This is a genomic window from Seonamhaeicola marinus (assembly GCF_008085455.1).
On record NZ_VSDQ01000679.1, the window covers coordinates 22,522 to 42,554 of the forward strand.

Annotated in this window: 17 protein-coding genes; 8 read left to right on the top strand and 9 right to left on the bottom strand. The window is 33.3% G+C overall.

The window, feature by feature from the left end; all coding sequences use genetic code 11:
- The first annotated feature begins 39 nt into the window (after nucleotides 1-39).
- A complete protein-coding gene (locus tag FUA24_RS11215; protein WP_148542290.1) occupies nucleotides 40-498 on the top strand; it encodes a DinB family protein in 459 nt (152 codons plus the stop codon).
- Here FUA24_RS11215 and FUA24_RS11220 read toward each other — a convergent pair.
- Entirely contained in the window at nucleotides 495-1,328 is an 834-nt protein-coding gene (locus FUA24_RS11220; RefSeq protein ID WP_148542292.1) for a THC0290_0291 family protein, read from the bottom strand. The two genes, FUA24_RS11215 and FUA24_RS11220, sit on opposite strands and share 4 nt — an antisense overlap.
- Before the next feature lie 199 nt (nucleotides 1,329-1,527).
- Here FUA24_RS11220 and gdhA point away from each other — a divergent pair, with 199 nt between their 5' ends.
- The 5 genes from gdhA to FUA24_RS11245 all read left to right on the top strand — a co-directional run bounded on the left by gdhA (nucleotide 1,528) and on the right by FUA24_RS11245 (nucleotide 9,586).
- Nucleotides 1,528-2,871: an NADP-specific glutamate dehydrogenase gene (gdhA, locus tag FUA24_RS11225; RefSeq protein WP_148542294.1), complete on the top strand. Its 1,344-nt coding sequence runs from the start codon at nucleotides 1,528-1,530 to the stop codon at nucleotides 2,869-2,871.
- A 126-nt stretch (nucleotides 2,872-2,997) separates the two neighbouring features.
- Nucleotides 2,998-4,035 carry an acyltransferase family protein gene (locus FUA24_RS11230; protein ID WP_187388261.1) on the top strand — a complete coding sequence of 346 codons (1,038 nt, stop codon included), beginning with the start codon at nucleotides 2,998-3,000 and terminating at the stop codon, nucleotides 4,033-4,035.
- 80 nt (nucleotides 4,036-4,115) lie between these two features.
- A complete protein-coding gene (gene porZ, locus FUA24_RS11235; protein ID WP_148542299.1) occupies nucleotides 4,116-6,452 on the top strand; it encodes a type IX secretion system anionic LPS delivery protein PorZ in 2,337 nt (778 codons plus the stop codon).
- Complete coding sequence (gene recO / locus FUA24_RS11240) at nucleotides 6,452-7,171, top strand: DNA repair protein RecO (protein WP_187388262.1); 720 nt, start codon at nucleotides 6,452-6,454, stop codon at nucleotides 7,169-7,171. The genes porZ and recO overlap by 1 nt, the downstream gene beginning before the upstream one ends.
- A gap of 3 nt (nucleotides 7,172-7,174) precedes the next feature.
- On the top strand, nucleotides 7,175-9,586 hold the full coding sequence (locus FUA24_RS11245) for a TonB-dependent receptor (protein WP_148542303.1): 2,412 nt from the start codon (nucleotides 7,175-7,177) through the stop codon (nucleotides 9,584-9,586).
- An 18-nt stretch (nucleotides 9,587-9,604) separates the two neighbouring features.
- Here FUA24_RS11245 and FUA24_RS11250 read toward each other — a convergent pair whose 3' ends face one another.
- The gene (locus FUA24_RS11250) at nucleotides 9,605-11,989 is read right to left on the bottom strand and encodes a hypothetical protein (RefSeq protein ID WP_148542305.1); all 2,385 of its coding nucleotides are present in this window, start codon (nucleotides 11,987-11,989) and stop codon (nucleotides 9,605-9,607) included.
- A gap of 57 nt (nucleotides 11,990-12,046) precedes the next feature.
- Here FUA24_RS11250 and FUA24_RS11255 point away from each other — a divergent pair, with 57 nt between their 5' ends.
- Nucleotides 12,047-12,544, top strand: coding sequence for a regulatory protein RecX (locus FUA24_RS11255; RefSeq protein ID WP_246147027.1), 498 nt, complete (start codon nucleotides 12,047-12,049; stop codon nucleotides 12,542-12,544).
- A gap of 58 nt (nucleotides 12,545-12,602) precedes the next feature.
- Here the strand turns inward: FUA24_RS11255 and FUA24_RS11260 are convergent, their stop codons facing one another.
- The 4 genes from FUA24_RS11260 to FUA24_RS11275 all read right to left on the bottom strand — a co-directional run bounded on the left by FUA24_RS11260 (nucleotide 12,603) and on the right by FUA24_RS11275 (nucleotide 16,415).
- Nucleotides 12,603-13,121 carry a DUF6646 family protein gene (locus FUA24_RS11260; RefSeq protein WP_148542309.1) on the bottom strand — a complete coding sequence of 173 codons (519 nt, stop codon included), beginning with the start codon at nucleotides 13,119-13,121 and terminating at the stop codon, nucleotides 12,603-12,605.
- 66 nt (nucleotides 13,122-13,187) lie between these two features.
- Nucleotides 13,188-14,051, bottom strand: a complete 864-nt coding sequence (locus FUA24_RS11265) for a cupin-like domain-containing protein (RefSeq protein WP_148542311.1) — start codon at nucleotides 14,049-14,051, stop codon at nucleotides 13,188-13,190.
- A gap of 61 nt (nucleotides 14,052-14,112) precedes the next feature.
- Entirely contained in the window at nucleotides 14,113-15,207 is a 1,095-nt protein-coding gene (gene bioB, locus FUA24_RS11270) for a biotin synthase BioB (RefSeq protein WP_148542313.1), read from the bottom strand.
- 50 nt (nucleotides 15,208-15,257) lie between these two features.
- Entirely contained in the window at nucleotides 15,258-16,415 is a 1,158-nt protein-coding gene (locus FUA24_RS11275; protein ID WP_148542315.1) for a beta-ketoacyl synthase N-terminal-like domain-containing protein, read from the bottom strand.
- Nucleotides 16,416-16,558: 143 nt separating this feature from the next.
- Between FUA24_RS11275 and FUA24_RS11280 the strand changes: the two genes are divergently transcribed.
- On the top strand, nucleotides 16,559-16,990 hold the full coding sequence (locus tag FUA24_RS11280; protein ID WP_148542317.1) for a cytochrome c oxidase assembly factor Coa1 family protein: 432 nt from the start codon (nucleotides 16,559-16,561) through the stop codon (nucleotides 16,988-16,990).
- Here FUA24_RS11280 and bioA read toward each other — a convergent pair.
- From bioA to FUA24_RS11295, 3 genes are read right to left on the bottom strand one after another with little or no spacing between them, the layout of a single operon-like run.
- The gene (bioA, locus tag FUA24_RS11285; RefSeq protein ID WP_148542319.1) at nucleotides 16,976-18,241 is read right to left on the bottom strand and encodes an adenosylmethionine--8-amino-7-oxononanoate transaminase; all 1,266 of its coding nucleotides are present in this window, start codon (nucleotides 18,239-18,241) and stop codon (nucleotides 16,976-16,978) included. The genes FUA24_RS11280 and bioA overlap by 15 nt on opposite strands.
- On the bottom strand, nucleotides 18,238-18,855 hold the full coding sequence (gene bioD, locus FUA24_RS11290) for a dethiobiotin synthase (protein ID WP_148542321.1): 618 nt from the start codon (nucleotides 18,853-18,855) through the stop codon (nucleotides 18,238-18,240). Before bioD ends, bioA begins: the two co-directional genes overlap by 4 nt.
- A 9-nt stretch (nucleotides 18,856-18,864) precedes the next feature.
- Nucleotides 18,865-20,001 carry an aminotransferase class I/II-fold pyridoxal phosphate-dependent enzyme gene (locus tag FUA24_RS11295; protein WP_148542323.1) on the bottom strand — a complete coding sequence of 379 codons (1,137 nt, stop codon included), beginning with the start codon at nucleotides 19,999-20,001 and terminating at the stop codon, nucleotides 18,865-18,867.
- Nucleotides 20,002-20,033: the final 32 nt, after the last annotated feature.

Genomic DNA, 20,033 nt, shown 5'->3' on the forward strand with positions numbered 1-20,033 from the left:
ATAGGATTTAAAACTATATTTACCCAAAAAATATAAATTATGTCCTTTCCTTTAGAAGTATTGAAAAACACTCGTAAATCTCTTAAAAAAACCTTAGAGACTTTGTCTTTAGAGCAGTTAAACAAAACTCCTGAAGGGCATAAGAATAACATTATCTGGAATATAGGCCATGTTTTAGTAACAGAGCAACTTTTAGCCTATAGATTATCTGGCTTACCAACAATGGTAAGCGAAGAAATTATTGAAAAATATAAAAAAGGAACTGCTCCAGCAGGAGATGTTTCTCAAAATGAGGTGGATGACATTAAAAACCTCCTAGAGCCAACTATAGAGAAAACTGTCAAAGACTACGCTAAGGGCGCGTTTGTCAATTTTAAAGAATATACCGTATCTACAACCGGTAATACCTTAAAAAATATTGAAGATGCTTTAGAATTCATATTATTCCATGAAGGTATGCATATGGGAATAATAATGTCTTTGAAAAAATTGGTTTAGTTAAGATAAATTATATACCCAAAATTTACCCAAACTAGCCAGTCATTATTTTTGTTATACTCTAGATTATGGTTAAGTCCATCTACCCAATCGCTAAAGTAGTATTGCCATCTCATATCTAAAACAACATCGGCTAATCTACCAACTTTATATCTTACACCTACACTAGAAACAACAGACCATGTGCTACCTGGATTAGCATTTACAGAACCCGGAGCCCATGCAGAATAAAAGTTTCTAGAATCTGTAACATCTCCTAATTCAACATCTGGTAATGGGCTATCATACGTTGTTTTAACCTCTGGTGTATAAGATGTATAATGAACACCCAAACTGATGTATGGGGCAAACCTAGTTCCAAAAGATTGAAAGGACCTAATACTTAATGGGAAAAACTCTAACTGAGTTCCAATATCAAAGTTTTGCGCTACTCCTGTATGTCCTCTTAACTGATTAGCCTCTGGCGTATTCCTTAACTCGGTAGTACCATCAGGATTAGTTCTGTTTCCAACCCATTTCCCATAATGCTCTAGCTTAGTTCTATTCCAAGAAATCTCATTTCTTAGTTTAAAATGGTCATTAAAATAGGTATCAGTCGTGTAACAGTTACAATCAGCTCTATAAGCAAAATTTATATAATGAACGATACCAACACCTATACCAGAGTTTCCAAAATTAGTTTTAGAATCATTTCGACTACCAAAATCAGATCTAAACTGCAAAGGACCCGCAACTACTCCAATTTCATGGGAAAACCCTAATTGAGCACTTACAGAATTAACAAGAAAAAACAAGCAAAATATTGAAACTAAATGTTTTAAGTTAAGCATAATAAGGCTTCATTTTTAGAGGGCATTATAATAAACAAATATATAAAAACTCATTCAACATCCAAATATTTAGATTTTTGGATAATCACTAAAAAATAAGTTGTTGCGAATTTCAAAAAAAACACGATAAAATTTTACAGATAACGTATATTTGCCGCAATAAATTGTATTTTTTTCAAATCACATTTAATTTGAGCGTATGAAAAGTATTATAAAAGAATTTTTAGACCTCGTTAAACAACGTAATGGAAACGAGCCAGAGTTTTTACAAGCGGTTGAAGAAGTAGCTGAAACTGTAATTCCCTATATAGTAAAACATGATATATATTACGGCAAGAATATTTTACTAAGAATGGTAGAACCCGAACGTGTAATAACATTTAGAGTATGTTGGGTAGATGATGCTGGTGAAATTCAGGTAAACAGAGGTTATAGAATTCAGATGAATTCTGCAATTGGCCCCTATAAAGGTGGACTGCGCTTTCATCCTACCGTAAACATGAGTATCCTTAAGTTCTTAGCCTTTGAACAAGTATTTAAAAATAGCTTAACAACACTGCCTATGGGAGGTGGTAAAGGAGGTAGCGATTTTGATCCTAAAGGTAAAAGCGACAACGAAATTATGCGTTTTTGTCATGCATTTATGAGTGAACTTTTCAGACATATTGGTCATAATACAGATGTACCCGCTGGAGACATTGGCGTAGGAGCACGAGAAATTGGTTTCTTGTTTGGAATGTATAAAAAAATAAGTAATGGTTTCACAGGAGTTTTAACTGGGAAAGGCATGTCTTGGGGAGGCTCCCTAATTAGACCTGAAGCAACAGGTTATGGTACTGTTTATTTCGCAGAAAACATGCTTAAAACCAAGGGCGATAATTTAGAAGGTAAAAACGTAGTTATTTCGGGTTCAGGTAATGTGGCACAATTTGCCGCAGAAAAAGTAATTCAACTTGGCGGAAAGGTACTAACCTTATCTGATTCCTCTGGTTATATTTATGATAAAGATGGCATTGACAGAGAAAAACTAGAATTTGTAATGCATCTGAAAAATGTAAAAAGGGGAAGAATTAGCGAGTACCTTGAAACATATCCGAATGCCGAATTTATAAAAGGTAAAACACCTTGGGGTGTAAAATGTGATATTGCACTACCCTGCGCCACTCAGAATGAACTAACCGAAAATGATGCAAATGCATTACTAGAAAATGGATGTATCTGTGTTAGTGAAGGTGCAAATATGCCTTCAACAAAAGGTGCAATTGAAGCTTTTCATAAGGCCAAAATATTGTTTGCTCCAGGTAAGGCCTCTAATGCCGGTGGCGTTGCCACTTCTGGTCTTGAAATGACTCAAAACTCTTTAAGATTTAATTGGACAAGAGAAGAAGTAGATCTAAAACTTAAAGAAATAATGAGTAATATTCATGATTCATGTATTGAATATGGTAAAGATGATGATGGATATATAGATTATGTAAAAGGAGCCAATATTGCAGGTTTTGTAAAAGTAGCCGATGCTATGTTAGCTCAAGGTATTGTATAAATAACATCCCTAACCTGATTATTCAAAAGCTTCTCTTTCCTGAGAAGCTTTTTTTATATAATTATGATATTTTGAAACATAACTAACAACTAATAGATATATTTGAAGAATAACATCTTACTAAACTTGAACCAAATAAATACAAATAATTTTGACTTTCTAAGAGTTATTTTTGCCCTTACAGTGGCCATTTCACATTTCATTGAGTTAAGTGGAGTTAAAACAATTCAACATCTTTCACCTTTATTCAGCACAAGATTAGCCATTGATGGATTCTTTATAATAAGTGGATTTTTAATTGCAAAAAGTTATAATAAAAGTAGCTCAATAAAAGACTATATAATTCGCCGAATAAAGAGAATTGTACCTGCATACACTATTTTAATTATATGTTGTGCAATTTTTCTATATTTCATTTCTTCAAAAGATTTTCAATCCTACTTTATAAACAAACAATTTTGGAAATACCTAATTGCCAATTTAAGTTTTCAAAATTATATTGAACCTTGTTTACCTGGAGTTTTTGAAAAAAACAACATAAATGCTGTTAATGGTGCGTTATGGACCATTAAAATTGAAGAGGCATTTTACTTAATACTACCTGTTTTTTATTGGTTAGTAAATAAAAAGAAATGGAACATTTATTTTTTAACATTTATTATTTATTTATCCTCCATTATTTTCTTTAATTATTTTGTTCATGTAGATAAATATAGAATTGCAAAGCAACTCCCGGGTGCAATGTCTTTTTTTGTTACTGGTATATTACTTTATAACAATTTCTCCATTTTCATTAAACTTAAACATTATTTAATAGTACCATGCTTAATTATATTCATATTGGAACACTTTATTTTAAACACTCAGGTTCTCAAACCATTTTCTTATGGTTTTATGGTCTTCTATTTAGCCTACGGTTTTGAGTTTCTAAATAATTTCGGCAAGTATGGAGATTTCACATACGGCATATACATTTATCATTTCCCCGTAATTCAAACATTTGTTCATTTTGAACTCTACACAAAGTATAACCCCTTAATCATTGGAATTTTAACTTTCTTTGTAATAATTTTGCTATCCATTTTATCATGGAAACATATTGAATTACCAAATTTGCCCGAAAGTAGAAGAAAAAGACATGAAAATTTACTTGGTAAAATTTAGTTATTTTGGCTATAAAAAATATTATTTGCTTACTTAATTCGTTAGTTAATAGTTTACCATTAAGATAAAACTAAAAATACATGTTTAAAAGAGTCTTATTAGTTGTAATATTTCTAATTCCCTTAAAAAAAAGTGCCCAAGACTATTCCAATCAATGGCAAGGTCATTTTTCCTATTATGAAATTACAGAAGTTATAAAGACACAAAACAAAATTTATGCGGCATCTAATAATGCTGTTTTTAGTTTCGATTTGCAGACTAATGAAATTGAAGAATTCAATACCGTTAATGGATTATCGGGAGAAACAATTTCTACTATTTATTATAGTGAAATACATGATTTACTAATTGTAGGATATATAAATGGTCTTATAGAAGTTGTTTTCAATAATGATGACGACGTTCTATCCGTAGTTGATATACTCGAAAAAACAACTATTCAACCAAACGATAAAAGAATTAATCACTTTAATGAATACGAAGACAACCTATACATTTCAACTAATTTTGGAATATCTGTTTTTAATCTACAAAGATTAGAATTTGGCGACACCTTTTTTATAGGAGCAAATGGAAGTCAAGTAAAAGTAAATCAAACCACTATTTTTAACAATAACATTTATGCTTCCTGTTCTAATAGTAATGCAATAAAAAAGGGAGCATTGACCAATCCAAATTTGATTAATTATCAAAACTGGGATACAATTTCTACTGGAAATTATCTGTTTATTCAAAACTTTAATAACAGGTTATTTGCAATAGGAGAAAATAGGAGACTTTACGAAATTATAAATGATAATTTATTAGAATTGGCTCTATTTACAGATTCTGTAAATGACATTAAAACTTCCAGTTCCAGTCTAGTTATTACCACTACCAATAATGTTTATGTTTACAATGAGACTTTAGCTTTAAGCTCACAAATTCCAATTGACCCTAATTTTGACACCGACTATTTATCTGCAATTGTTGATGGAAACAACACTTATATTGGATCAAAACATTTCGGAGTTTTAGAAAGTATAACCTCTAACACCCCTGTTTTCGAAGAGATTCGTCCAGATGGCCCCCTGTTAAATACTCCATTTTCAATTAAATATGAAAATGGAAATTTATGGGTAGTATATGGCGGGTATAGTGCTACTTATAATTGGAACGGAGGTAAAAGTAGGACTGGAATTAGTCTTTTAAGTGAGAATAATTGGAGTAATATTAACTTTAATTCAATAAGCTCTGAAATTTCAGATCCACTTTTCTTATCACATATTGCAATTAACCCTAATGACTCTAAACAAGTATATATAAGCTCTTATTACTCAGGCTTAATTGAGATTAACGATGGTGTTTTTTCGTTAATTTACAACCAAAACAACAGTACTTTATCTCCTTTTGTAAATAATTTTCACTTAACATTAACTTCTAATTATGATAACGATGGCAACCTATGGGTTACCAACGGAAGGGTAGATAGGCCTCTAAACAAATTTTCAAATGGTAATTGGGAATCATTTGACTTTACATCGTTAATTGGAAACAGGTTTAACAACATAGGTTTCTCCAACATTGAGATTGATTCTAATAATAATCTCTTTTTTGGAAGTTTTGACTTTGGAATAATTGGTTTTAGTGAAAATGGCGGCAATCAAATCTTGAAAAGTATAATGGGCGAAGACAACAATATGCCTTCCAACAACGTGACTTCATGTGCCTTAGACAACAGAAATCAGCTTTGGATTGGAACCGACAGAGGGATTAGAGTGCTTTATAATTCATCTAGCTTTTTTGAGGAAGATAATGTTGTTGTTGAGGAGATTATTATTGAAGAAGATGGTATTGCCAAAGAACTACTGTTTCAGCAACTCATTTCAACGATAAAAGTGGATGGCTCCAACAATAAATGGGTCGGGACTGCAGATTCTGGTATATTTTATTTTTCTTCAGACGGACAGAACACTATTCACCATTTTACAAAAAGCAATTCTCCCCTCCCTTCAAACACTATAAACGACATATCTATTGATGGTAGCAATGGTGTTGTTTATATAGCCACCAGTAGAGGACTTGTATCCTTTAATTCGGGGAGTTCAAGTCCATTTGAAGATTTAACTAACGCCTACGCCTATCCAAACCCTGTGAGACCTGGTTTTAATATGGTTGACGAAAAAATTAAAATAAAAGATATCTCCGAAAACGTAAATATTAAAATTACAGATATTGAAGGGAATCTTGTTGCTGAAGCACAATCTAGAGTTAATCAAAGGTTTCGTGGCTATAACTTAGAAATTGATGGTGGTACTGCCTACTGGAATGGAAAAAATTTAGCCAATAATTTAGTTGCTTCTGGAGTCTATTTAATTATGCTTTCAGATTTGGATACTTTTGAAACTAATGTTATTAAACTAATGGTTGTTAGATAATGCATGTTAACACTAAAGCCATTGTTTTATCTAAGGTAAAGTACAAAGATTATGATCTTATTATAAAGTGTTACACGGAACAGTTTGGCATAATAAGTTTTATTCTTAAAGGTGTACTAAAAAGCAAGAAAAGAGGGACTAAAGTCGCCTATTTCCAATTGTTATCCCAGTTATCTTTGGTTCTTCAGTACAAAAATAACAGGTCATTGCAGTCTATTAAAGAAGTTAAACTAGAACACCATTATTCAAGCTTACATAGTAATGTTCTAAAAAGTGCAATTGTTATGTTCTTATCTGAAGTTTTGTCTAGTACATTACAAGAAGAAGAACATAACCAAACTTTGTATAGTTATATGGAAGCTACTTTACTTTGGCTTGATGAACATTCAAATTACTCCAATTTTCATTTATTGTTCTTACTTAATCTCACAAAATATTTAGGTTTTTATCCAGACACTTCAAATATTGAGTGTGGTTTTTTTAGCTTACTTGATGGAAGCTTTGTTGCCACCAAAACCAATAAAAACTGCATATCGGGAGATAATTTAACACTACTTAAACAGTTGTTAGGCACAACATTTGATGACCTTTCTTTGGTAAAAATAAATTCAAAACAAAGACAATCATTTTTAAATATGATTTTGCTATATTTTGAATTACATTTGGGGAATTTTAAACGCCCTAAATCCCTGGAAATATTTAATCAGGTTTTTAACTAATAGATGAAGGTTTTATACACATTTTTCTTCTTACTACTGGCAATTACCAATATAAAGGCTCAAAATATTAAGGTTTTAAATAACATTAGTAAAGAGCCTATTTTTGCTGTTGCCATTTATAACGTGGATAAATCTAAAAGTACGGTTACAAATTTTAGAGGTGAAGCAGATATAAGTCAGTTTAACGATACTGAATTTATTTTTTTAAAACATGTGTCTCATGTTTTAAAAAAAATAACCAAAAGTGACTTAGTAAATGGTACTACTATTTTTCTTGAATCTAATACTCGTGGACTTGATGAAATTGTTATTTCTGCATCCAAATTTCATCAAAACAGAAAAGATATACCTCAAACTATAGTAAGTTTAAACAAGGAAAGCATCCAGTTTGCTAATCCACAAACCAGTGCAGATTTGTTAGAGTCAACGGGGCAGGTATTTGTTCAAAAAAGTCAAATGGGAGGTGGTAGCCCAATGATTAGGGGCTTTTCCACAAATAGACTTTTAATTACTGTAGATGGGGTTAGAATGAATAATGCCATTTTTAGAGGAGGCAATTTGCACAATGTTATTTCTATAGATCCATTTTCAATTCAAAATACCGAAGTTACCTTAGGTGCTGGTTCGGTAATTTATGGAAGTGATGCCATAGGTGGCGTTATGAGCTTTTATACAAAGCAACCTCAACTTTCCTATAATGATTCTCTTTTGGTAAAATCTAATTTAGCACTTAGGTATGCCACTGCAAATAATGAAAATACGGGGCATTTAGATTTAAATCTTGGGTATAAAAAATGGGGGCTTTTAACGAATATTAGTTATACCAAATTCGGCGATTTAAAAATGGGAGCTCATGGTCCAAAAGAGTATTTAAGACCTGAGTTTGTAACCACTTCAAATAATATAGATCAGGTTATTCAAAATAGTGATTCGCAACTTCAAAAGTATACTGGATACGATCAACTTAACCTAATGCAAAAAGTTAAGTTTGAACCTTATGAAAACTTAAGTTTCGATTTGGGCTTACACTATACTACGACTTCTGACATTCCTCGTTATGACCGATTAATTCGATATAGTGGTAATAATCTAAAGTCTGCCGAATGGAATTACGGCCCGCAGCAGTGGTTTATGGCAAACTTTCAAGTAACTAAATTAAGTAGTTCCTCAAACTTATATGACAAAATAAAAACAACCATTGCATATCAAAACTTCCAAGAAAGTAGAACGGACAGAAATTTTAATTCAAACCTAAGAAACATAAGAGAAGAGACCGTTGATGCTTATTCTTTCAATCTAGATTTAGAAAAGAGACTAAATATAAAAACGCAATTCTTTTATGGTTTAGAATATGTTTACAATAAAGTTTTTTCTAAAGGAAAAGAGCAAAACATAATTGCCAATACATTTACCCCCTCTGTATCTAGATACCCAAATAAAGCTTCATGGCAGTCGGCTGCTATTTATACAAGTATAAAATATAAGCCTAATCCTAAGTTTGTATTTCAATCTGGTCTAAGATTTAATCACATTATCTCTAAGGCTAATTTTGAAGAAAATAACGCATACTTAAATCTGCCTTTTAATTCATCTAACAATAAAGCTGGTGCTTTAACAGGAACCGCCGGAATAACATGGTTTCCTAATGAAATAATGCAATGGAAGTTAAATGCCTCATCTGCATTTAGAGCTCCTAATATAGATGATATAGGTAAAGTATTTGATTCTGAACCTGGTTCTGTAGTGGTTCCCAATGAAAACTTAAAACCCGAATACGCTTATGGGGCTGAATTAGGCCTAAAACTTGACTTTGATAAAAAACTTATTATTGATTTAAGTTCTTACTATACCTATTTAGACAATGCTTTAGTGCGCAGGGATTATTCTCTAAACGGACAATCTCAAATTATTTATGACGGTGAACTTAGCAATGTCCAAGCTATTCAAAATGCTTCTAAAGCATGGATTTATGGGTTTGAGGCTGGTTTACAATTTGCAATTACTAATGAGCTATTATTAAGTTCTCAATATAGTATTATTGCCGGAACCGAAGAAGAAGGTGCCATTGAGGTTCCAATAAGACATGTTTCTCCTAATTTTGGAAACTTACACATAACATGGACTAATAATAATTTTAAAATTGATGCTTTTGCAATTTATAACAGTGAATTGTCTTTTAATCAATTAGCACCATCTGAGATAGAAAAAGACTTCCTATATGCTCTAGACGCCAACGGAAACCCGTATAGTCCTTCTTGGTACACTATAAACTTAAGAACCTTATACAAATTAAGTAATTCTACTACGCTTACCGCTGGTTTAGAAAACATTTCTAATCAACGTTACAGACCGTATTCTTCGGGTATTACAGCTCCTGGAAGAAACTTTATAATCTCCTTAAAATATAGTTTATAAGAAAGCTTAGCTGATTTACTATTTAAGCGCTTTCTTATGTATTACTATTCCGTTTGATAATTCAACCTTAGCAACAAAAACAGACGTTCTTAAATTAGATAATCTGAAGGTTTCAACATTGCGCTTACCTTTAAACTTACAAAGGCTTCTTCCAAAAACATCGTAAATTTCAATTGAAGTAATTTCTAAATTGTTCGAAACTGAAAACTGGACACTATCATCTTCCAATGAGATTATCTTTAAACTCTTACTAGATTCAAAATTATTTGGAGTAGACAACAAAGTATTTTTATATGTGATTTCAAATCTATCATTAAACTCACCCACTTCCGAAGTAAAGGTATAATCGGAACCCGAAAGATCATGTATTTTGTGTAATAAATTATCTTTTAAATAAATGCGACTATTTGTTAAGAACTCTCCTTGTATATCTGCAAGAGATAATTTATATAAGGTTGCAACTTCAATATTAGTCTTAAAACCAAGTTTAACAGCTTCATTATCTTCTTCTAAACTATTTGCTGCCCTACCTTGAATCATAAAACTCTTATTAGAATTTTCAATTTTAGAATACAGAATAGCGGCCTCATTTACTATAAGCTTAGGAGCATCGAAATAAAGACCATCATCAGTATTTGTAGCTCCATTTACATATGCCACAAGAACCTGATTAAATACACCATTATCGGATGTTAAATTTACCCAAAGCTTATTATCAAGTTTTTCAACTTTACGTTTTGTATGCGAATTCTTGAAAAACTGTGAGTTACTAATTCCATCTGCCATTCTCATGGCATTGGTAAAAGTAGCATGATCATTAGCTAATCCCACTACAAAAAAACTTTGGGCAGACGGAACATATTTTGTTGGTGTAACTCCACTTGTTCCCGCTGCTCCTCCACTACCAACAGTAAAAGTAGCATAATCATTAGTATTAAAGTTATACACAGCCGTTCCCGGATTAGTCTTTTCCGGAGGACTGGCTTGTGACCAAAAGTAGGCTACTCCATCAATAACCGATGCGTTAGCTTGTTGAAATGCAATAAAATCTATTGCCGAAGGATAAGGATTCCCAATTAGATTCCAGCTACCTCCAACATTAGCTGCATTGTGCACTATATTCGTAGTTATATCACCCGTGTTAAACTGACCTTCAAAATTTGCGGTACCCGTTGCTCCTGATAAATGAAAGGTAGACTCTGTTGCTATATATCCTGTACCAGGAGTCATGGTTCCAGCAGCTATACGCCACGCAGTACCATTATCTTCTACACCATCGTTATTAGCATCTAAGTAACCGGCTGCATCGAAATAAAATCGTCTGCTCTCTGGAGTATTCGGGAAAGCTTCCTCTATAGTTTCACTAACTACTGGAGAACTCCAATATGTGTAGTAATACCATTTTGCTTTTGCTGGAGTATGTTTAACAACAGATGCACTGCCATTAAGAGTAAAAAGCCCATTAGCACTATTTTGTACAAAATTACCAGATGATAAAACCGTTAGAGTACCATTTACTTCAACATTATTTTCAACTTCTACATAACTGTTTTCTCCAATAGTTAAAGTTACATCCTCATTTACCGTTAAACTACAGGCACTAAATTCGTTGCCTCCACTTGTGTCATAATTTGCCGCAATAATAACTTCGGAAGTTAGGTCAGGTCCTTTACCGTTACTCCAAGTGCCATTGTATGTAACGGTTTCAGAACAGGACCCCAAAGTATTACATGTATACATACAAGTCCCCAAAGATTGCCTTACAGAACTAGAGCCAGACCAGTTAGTTGTATTAGCAACAGAAGCAAGTATTTCTGTTCGACCAACTGATACAGCACAATTATAAACCTGATTATCTAAGCTACCTATATAAATTGCATTTACACCTTCGGTTAAACCCGCTGGAACTGCACTAGAATTTGTATTGGTAGCATCAGTCCAACCAGTGGTATTACCTAAATGGACAGCATAAAGGAATGTAGGTTCATCTGTAGAACCTTGAAAAGCTATGACTTGATCCCCCACTTTAGATAAACCAAACCCATTATCGGTTACCGAAGCAGTTCCTGAACTAACAATTAAAGTATTTGATGCACCAACCTTTTCGATTACTACAACGGCACCACATAATAAATCTGTGGTGGCACTCCAAGTAATTACACCCTCACTAACTTCTCCAGTAACAGCATTATATCCTTCAAATTCACCAAATATATTCCATCCTGTGTCGGCAAAATGAATTTCTGTGCCAGCGGTAATGTCTTTTAATAAAACGAAAGAAAATTGATCGTTATCATCTAGATTAACTCCTGTTATTGCAATATCCCCTTCTGTTAAAATAGTTTGCCCGTACCCCGTTTTAAAGGTCAGTATTATTGCTATTGTGTACATAATTCTTTTCATTCTTAAGTGATTTTATTGTATAATATTTGCTTTAGTAATATTCTCAAATCTTAAGTTATGTTTGTTATTTTTGAACACATGCAACAACCCAAAAAAACATTTACCGTACAAGAAGCCACAAAAAAACTTGAGTATTATTGTGCCTATCAGGAACGGTGCCATCAAGAAGTTAAGCAAAAGCTAAAGGGAATGCATATGATTCCTGAAGCCATAGATGTAATCATTGTACACCTTATAGAGCATAATTTTCTTAACGAAGAACGTTTTGCCAAAACATACGCACATGGTAAGTTGAAAATAAAGAAATGGGGACGTCGAAAAATAGCTCAAGAACTACAGAAAAAAGACGTAAGCAAATTTAACATAAATAAAGCTCTTACAGAAATTGAAGAAATAGATTACATCGAAACTTTTAATGCGTTAGCCGAAAAAAAAGCCAATTCTATTACAGAGTCTAATAAATTGAAAAAACGCAAAAAGTTAATAAACTATCTATTGTATAGAGGATGGGAATCTCATTTAGTTTATGAAAAAGTCAATGACATAGTTAGTTAAGATAAAAAAAGGCAAAATATAATATTATTTTGCCCATACTTTATACCTTCTTATCCTATCAGATGTTAAAACTTGCACCAAAACTTACGGAGAACTGGTTATTTAATTTTTCCGCAGGTGTTAAGTTGTCGTTTTTGTATTTAGCAAATGGTGTATTTAATTCAGAATAGACTCCAAATCCGTCTGAGAAGAAATAGCGCACTCCTAAATGCCCTCCAAAATTCTTTAATCCTAAACTTAGCCCTGGATAAACATCCAAATTATCATCAATATTTATAACACTACCAAGGTTTGCATTAAATCTTGCCCTCAAATCAAATCTATCCGTAATATCGGCATTTAAGTCATCATTACCATCATTATTTTGAAGGGCTGAATTAACACTTAAAAGATAGATTGAAGAGAGCCCAAAAGAAATATTTTCACCAGCTCCAAAATCATACGTAGCACTTATTCCAGTACCATTATTTTGAATGTTGGCTCCCACTTGAAACTTCTTGTCTCCATTCCCTGTAAAAGCTTGTCCCGAAACCAATGAGACGTTTATCAATGCAGCTATTAAAATTAATTTTTTCATTGTAAGATTAAAATTTTGTGATTATTAGGAGTTAAGACACCCAAATACATTTAATGGTCACAAAATTTAGGATAAAGATTTATGAGTTCTTACAATAGCCTGATTATTTTTCCACTCTATCCACTTCTGGCCCTTTATACGTCTCATAAAATTATCGAAATAACGCATAATAAATACATTATAGACTGCTCTACTAAAGTTTTTAGGATTTCTGGCCATTGCTCTTAAACTCATAGAAAAACCAGGTGTAATATATCTCATATAATGCCAATATCCCTCTGGCATGTAAAGCACATCTCCATGGTTTAACTTGGTTATGTAACCCTTTGCATTTTTTAATGCTGGCCATTTATTAAAATCGGGATTTTTAAAATCTATATCTTCCCTAGAAATTAAGGAGTGTGGTACTTTATAAAGGTATTTTGTCTGCTTCTGATCGAATAAAATACATTCTTTTTCGCCATTAAAATGAAAATGAAATATATTGGCTAAATCAATATCATAATGCATAAAAGTATAAGAATCGCGTCCGCCAAAAAAAAGCATTGGCAACCCTTTCATTAATCTTAAACCAAAATCTGGAAATTTAAAATCTTCTTGCAGTTTGGGAATTTCTTTTAAGACATTCCACAGAAAAATTCTATACTTTGTAGGTTCTTTTTTGAGAAGATCAATGTAAGTGCTCATTTTCATTGTGGCATGAGGCTCATTAAAACCCTCTTCATAGGCCACCGGTCTGTCATCATAAAGCGGCACTATTTTATCACCAGCTATTTCTTTTATATAATCTAAATTCCACTTCTTATAAGCAGGCCAATCTTCAATACACTTTTCTATAACAACTGGTCTTTGAGGCTTAAAGTAATGCTTTAAAAAATCCTCTTTTGTTATAGTTTCAACCCTAGGAATTTCCTGTAGATTTAATTTCAAAATTCAACAAGTTAGATTTCCAAAGTTAAGAAAACGTTAAGAGACTTAAAATATTATAAAATTACTTAGCAGCCTTTGCTTTTTCCTTAGCAGCTTCATTACGCTCAATTTTATGTTCAGGACGTGTCCATTTTGGTTTTTCTCCCAAACTTTCATATTGAGAATCTTGAGCTTCAACAGATTTAGGTTGCACCTTTTTAGTGAATGGTTTTTGCGGCTCCAAACCTAATAAAGCAAACATTTCCATGTCTTCACTAACATCTGGGTTAGGTGTAGTTAGTAGTTTATCGCCGGCAAAAATTGAATTAGCGCCGGCAAAGAAACACATAGCTTGTCCTTCTCTACTCATTTGAGTTCTACCAGCACTTAAACGTACTTGCGTTTCTGGCATTACAATTCTGGTGGTTGCTACCATGCGCACCATTTCCCATATAGATACGGGTTTTTGATCCTCCAAAGGTGTACCTTCTACTGCAACTAATGCGTTAATTGGTGTAGATTCAGGCTGCGGATTTAAAGTTGATAAAGCAACCAACATTCCCGCTCTATCCTCTAAATCTTCTCCCATACCAATAATACCACCGCTACAAACGGTAACGTTGGTTTTTCTAACATTATCAATAGTATCTAATCGATCTTGATAACCTCTAGTTGAAATAACTTCTTTATAATATTCTTCTGATGAATCTAAATTGTGGTTATAAGCATATAGACCAGCTTCGGCCAAACGCTTAGCTTGATTTTCGGTTAGCATACCAAGTGTACAACACACCTCCATATCTAGCTTGTTTATAGTACGTACCATTTCTAAAACCTCATCAAATTCCTCTCCATCTTTTACATTTCTCCATGCCGCTCCCATACATACACGAGAACTTCCACCAGATTTAGCTCTTAATGCTTGCGCTTTTACTTGCTGAACACTCATTAAGTCATTACCCTCAATATCGGTATGATATCTTGCTGCTTGGGGACAGTACCCACAATCTTCGCTACATCCTCCTGTTTTTATTGATAATAATGTGCTTACTTGCACCACGTTAGGGTCGTGATTTTTTCTATGAACTGTAGCTGCTTCATAAAGCAACTCCATGAATGGTTTATTGTATATATCTAGTATCTCTTCTTTGGTCCAATTGTGTCTAGTCTCACTCATAGTCAGTTAATTTATAGAGGTCAAAAATACTAATTAAATAGCACTTAAATTTAGTTTTTACTTAATAATATACTCACCGCATTCCCACCAAAACCTACCGCATTAACAAGTACATTTTCTATTTTTTTTGGAGTCTTTTTAGTTTCAATAAAAGGCACATCAATAAATTTTTGATGATGCATCATCTGAATTGCCAATTCTAAACTTAAGGCTCCAGAAGCACCAAAAGTGTGGCCTATTTTCCATTTATTTGTTGTTAAAGCGGGTATATTTTCACCAAAAACTTTTACTATAGCATTTACCTCAGACATATCTCCTTTTATGGTTCCGGGAGCATGCATTACTACCACATCTACTTCATTAAATGGCGTTTCTCCGAGCGCCATTTTCATAGAACGTTGAAAACACACCGCATCACTAGAAATAGAAATATTATGCTTTAAAATCTCTGTTGCATAGCCGTAGCCTTTTACAAAAGCTAGAGCATTATCTTTTTCTCCCTCTTCTAAACAAATCATTGACGCACCCTCTCCTAAAACCATAGTATTTTCAGTTTTCTCAAGGTTCAGAGCCTGACAAGGAAATTCATCCTTTCTTCTAGAATAAATTTTGAGTGCTTGCATTTGCGCAATGGTAAATGGCGTTAACGGCGCTTCACTTCCTCCCACTAAAAATTTGTTACACATGCCCGAGCTAATCCATGCCACACCGTTTAAAAACGAATGTAATGCTGTAGAACAGGTAATTGAATGACTTATTTCTGGGCCTTTGGTTTGTAAATCATGAGCAACCCAAGATGCAATATTTCCAAGAGTAGTTGTTGGAGAGGATAACGTTTCAGTTTTATTCTTTTCTAAAAATCCCTTATGATATTGCTCAAACAATGCTGTTGCTCCACGCGAAGATCCTATATTAATCCCAAAGTTATCACTTCCATCCCATCCTGCCTGTTGCATAGCTTGCCTTGACGTATACATTGCAAATAAAACGGTATCATCTAGTGATTTATATTTGTTATCCGATACTCTTAGTTTTTCAATTTCTACTTTCGCATCATCTGGAATGGCTGCTACATAAACTGAGGTATTTTGAAATTGGCTTTCAGAAACAAAAGACCTGTCTTTAAGATAATTGTTCCAAACTTCATCGGCATTCTTTCCTATTGAAGAAATAGACGAAACGGCTGTAATTGAAATTGGCTTTTGCACTAAAATTAAAATTTTGCCAAAAGTACAGTATATTGTAATTATATCACATAAATGTTGAGTTAAGATGAAATTTATTTTTTCAAATTCGTAACATTTCGCGCTTCAATTCTACTTACTTTTATAAAAGTATATAACTATTTCTTATGGAAGAATTACAAAGAAAAAACTGGTTTGGTAGAAACTGGAAATGGGCTGTACCAATTGGTGAATGCCTAACCCTAATTGTTTTAGGTATCTTAGGCCTTGGTTCATTAATTTTTGGAGTTACAAAAATGTTTAAGTCCTCGGAACCCTATACTTATGCCTTTGAGCAAGCTTCCGTAAATGAAAATGTTGTAAGGCTAATTGGAGAACCTATTGAAACAGATGGTATTATTAATGGAAATATATCATTAAGCGACAACGATGGTGATGCCGACTTTTCTATACCAATTGCTGGCCCAAAAGGAAAAGCAAACATTGTAATCAAAGCCAAAAAAACTGATGGCGATTGGAGTTACGAGGAACTCTATGTAACCATCAAAGCATCTAAAGAACAAATTAATTTACTGGAAAAACAACTAGACAGTATCTAATGCGGCTTCTATAACATTATACACTTTATTTAATTGCTGGTTAGATATGGTATAAGGTGTTTGAATATATAGTGTATTCCCAAGAGGACGTAAGAACACACCTCTTTCCATAAAGAACTTTAGAAGCTTATCTCTTAAATCGCCATAACGTTGCATTGTTGTGTTTAAGTCTAAGGCGAAAATAACCCCTATTTGCCTTGTAGCTTTAACCTTCGCATGATTTTCTATGGTTTTGCCAAATTGAACATGCGCTTCCGAAATGCGTTTTATATTCTCTTGAATTTCCGTAGATGTTAACAATTCAATACCAGCTATAGCAGCTACACACGCCACGGGATTAGCAGAATAGGTATGACAGTGAAAAAAACCTTTACTAATATCATCACTCAAAAAACCATCGTAAATATCTTTTGTACAAGAGGTAATGGCCATAGGCAACAAGCCAGCAGTAAGTGCTTTACTTAAACAGATGATATCTGGTTTGGTTTCCATATAGTCCGAAGCAAAATATTTTCCGGTTTTTCCAAAACCAGTCATGACCTCATCGGCAATGCATAAAATATCATTTGCCTTAAAAAAACTCAGAATATGATTAAGACCTTCAGCATTGTGAATTCTCATTCCTGCAGCTCCCTGTATTAAGGGCTCATAGATAAAACCAGCAACTTGCTGATTTTCAGTTATTTCAGCTAAAGAAGCTAATATTTCTTTATGGTTAGAACCATTAGGTGTTGGTATACGTTTAATTTTAATGAGAAAATCTTCAAAAGGCCCATTATACACTGATAGTCCAGAAACACTCATGGCTCCAAAGGTATCTCCATGAAAGCCATCTTCAAAAGCTATAAATGTTGAACGTTTTTCACCCTTGTTAAAGTAATACTGAAGTGCCATTTTAATGCCCGCCTCTACCGCTGTGGAGCCATTATCATTGAAATAAATTTTATCTTGATTATCAGGAAGAATTTTAATTAACTCTTCAGACAATTTAACAGCAGGTTCATGGGTAAAATCACTAAACATTACATGATCTAATTGCTGCATTTGTTGATAAACCTTGCTCGTTATATGGTCATTGCAATGACCATACATACAAGTATACCATGAGGCAATAGCATCAATATATTCATTCCCTGCTTCATCAGTTAAAATACAGTCTTTGGCTTTAACTATAGCTACACTATCTGGGCTTAGTTGATGTTGTTTTAAAGGATGCCAAAGGTGTTTTTTATCACGTTCTTGTAATGTCATAACTTTTCCAATTTTTCTCTAAATAACCCAGCATACTCTTTAACAACATTTTGGTCAAAATAGGGTTCTTCATTAATTCTTCCAACAATAGTTACTCCAGTCATCTTTTTAATAATGCTTTCAGTAGTTGGGTGTTCATTTCCGCTAAAAATAACAGCAGATTCAAGCCCTTTTTCTTTTAAAGCATTTATAGTTAATAAGGTATGATTAATACTTCCTAAATAGTGTCTTGATACAACAATAACTTTGTCTTGTGGCTTAATTAAATCAAAAATAGTTTCACTATCATTAATTGGAACTAATAAGCCACCTGCTCCTTCAATAACCAAATTATTAGATGTTTTGGGACGTTCAATCTTTGAAACCTCAACTTTTACCTTATCAATTTCTGCTGCTGCATGGGGACTCATTGGCGTATTTAGTGCAAAAGCATTGGGGTGAAATTTCGACTTCGAATTAGCCACCAGTCGTTGTACTTTTTGAGTATCGCAATTATCTAAATCTCCTGCCTGAACTGGTTTCCAATAATCTGCCTGCAAAGCTTCAGTTACAATTGAAGATGCAACTGTTTTACCAACCTCAGTTGAAATACCGGTAATAAAATATGTTTTCATAAATTTTATCTAGCTCACAAAAGTAGTAAGTAAGGCTAAGACTTCCGAAATTTCTTTTTCAGAATTATACGCGTGTAAACAAAAACGAAGTCGTTCTTCTCCATTAGGAACCGTGGGAGATAATATTGGTTTTACATCAAAGCCTTTTTCCTCAAGCTTTTCAGCTATGGTTTTTACATTAGTATTCCCAGGAATTACGCAGCAGTGAATAGCAGAATTACTTTCAATAAAAAGAGGTCTCAATTTTTGAACACCAACTTCTTTTTTAAACCTTAGAATATTTTCACGCAAAGCAGTTACATTAGAACTTATCATTAATTCCTTGTAACTGGACAGAATAGTGCTTAAAGCATGGGGAGACAACGCGGTTGTGTATATAAAACTTCGGCAAAAGTTTACTAGATATTGCTTTAATTTCTCACTTCCTAAAATAGCAGCTCCATGACACCCCATAGCTTTTCCAAAAGTTATTATTCTTGCAAAAACTAAATCTTCAATATTTAATTCTTGTATTAACCCTTCACCAGAATTTCCAAAAACACCAACGGAATGCGCTTCATCTACAATTAAATAGGCCTTATTGGTTTTACATACGTCTGATAGCAACTTTAAATCTGGTGAATCACCATCCATAGAAAATACAGATTCGGTTACTACAAATATATCTTGGTCATTGGAAGCTAAGCGGCGTATTTTTTCTTCTAAATCTTCTAAATTATTATGCTTGAACTTATATGCCTTGGCATTGCTCATTTGGATACCATCCCGAATAGAGGCATGACTATATTCATCATATAAAATAATATCCCCTCTTTGAGGAACAGATGAAAAAAAGCCCACATTAGCATCATAGCCCGAATTAAAGACCAGAGCTGCTTTGGCGTTATGGAAACTCTGTAAAGCATCTTCTAAAGTGCCATATAACTTGTGGTTGCCTGATAATAACCTAGAACCTGTGGCTCCATTTTCCAAATAGCTATTACGTGTTAAATAAAGGTGAGCATCTTCAAAAATATCCTTGTTCTTAGAAAACCCTAAATAATCATTAGACGAGAGGTCAATTAAACTAGTTTGGTTCTTTAGTGTCCGTAAGGCGTTAACCGCTTTGCGTTGGTCTAACTTATGTAATAACTTTTTTGGAAACATTATTTCAAAATTACGAAGTCCAGACTGGTTAA

Bases quoted from the DNA above. Each gene is read 5' to 3' on its own strand.
- recO (WP_187388262.1), top strand. From the start codon at position 6,452: ATGCATGTTAACACTAAAGCCATTGTTTTATCTAAGGTAAAGTACAAA.
- FUA24_RS11280 (WP_148542317.1), top strand. From the start codon at position 16,559: ATGGAAGAATTACAAAGAAAAAACTGGTTTGGTAGAAACTGGAAATGG.
- porZ (WP_148542299.1), top strand. From the start codon at position 4,116: ATGTTTAAAAGAGTCTTATTAGTTGTAATATTTCTAATTCCCTTAAAA.
- gdhA (WP_148542294.1), top strand. From the start codon at position 1,528: ATGAAAAGTATTATAAAAGAATTTTTAGACCTCGTTAAACAACGTAAT.
- FUA24_RS11250 (WP_148542305.1), bottom strand. From the start codon at position 11,989: ATGAAAAGAATTATGTACACAATAGCAATAATACTGACCTTTAAAACG.
- FUA24_RS11295 (WP_148542323.1), bottom strand. From the start codon at position 20,001: ATGTTTCCAAAAAAGTTATTACATAAGTTAGACCAACGCAAAGCGGTT.
- bioA (WP_148542319.1), bottom strand. From the start codon at position 18,241: ATGACATTACAAGAACGTGATAAAAAACACCTTTGGCATCCTTTAAAA.
- bioB (WP_148542313.1), bottom strand. From the start codon at position 15,207: ATGAGTGAGACTAGACACAATTGGACCAAAGAAGAGATACTAGATATA.
- FUA24_RS11245 (WP_148542303.1), top strand. From the start codon at position 7,175: ATGAAGGTTTTATACACATTTTTCTTCTTACTACTGGCAATTACCAAT.
- FUA24_RS11215 (WP_148542290.1), top strand. From the start codon at position 40: ATGTCCTTTCCTTTAGAAGTATTGAAAAACACTCGTAAATCTCTTAAA.
- FUA24_RS11260 (WP_148542309.1), bottom strand. From the start codon at position 13,121: ATGAAAAAATTAATTTTAATAGCTGCATTGATAAACGTCTCATTGGTT.
- bioD (WP_148542321.1), bottom strand. From the start codon at position 18,855: ATGAAAACATATTTTATTACCGGTATTTCAACTGAGGTTGGTAAAACA.
- FUA24_RS11220 (WP_148542292.1), bottom strand. From the start codon at position 1,328: ATGCTTAACTTAAAACATTTAGTTTCAATATTTTGCTTGTTTTTTCTT.
- FUA24_RS11255 (WP_246147027.1), top strand. From the start codon at position 12,047: ATGTTTGTTATTTTTGAACACATGCAACAACCCAAAAAAACATTTACC.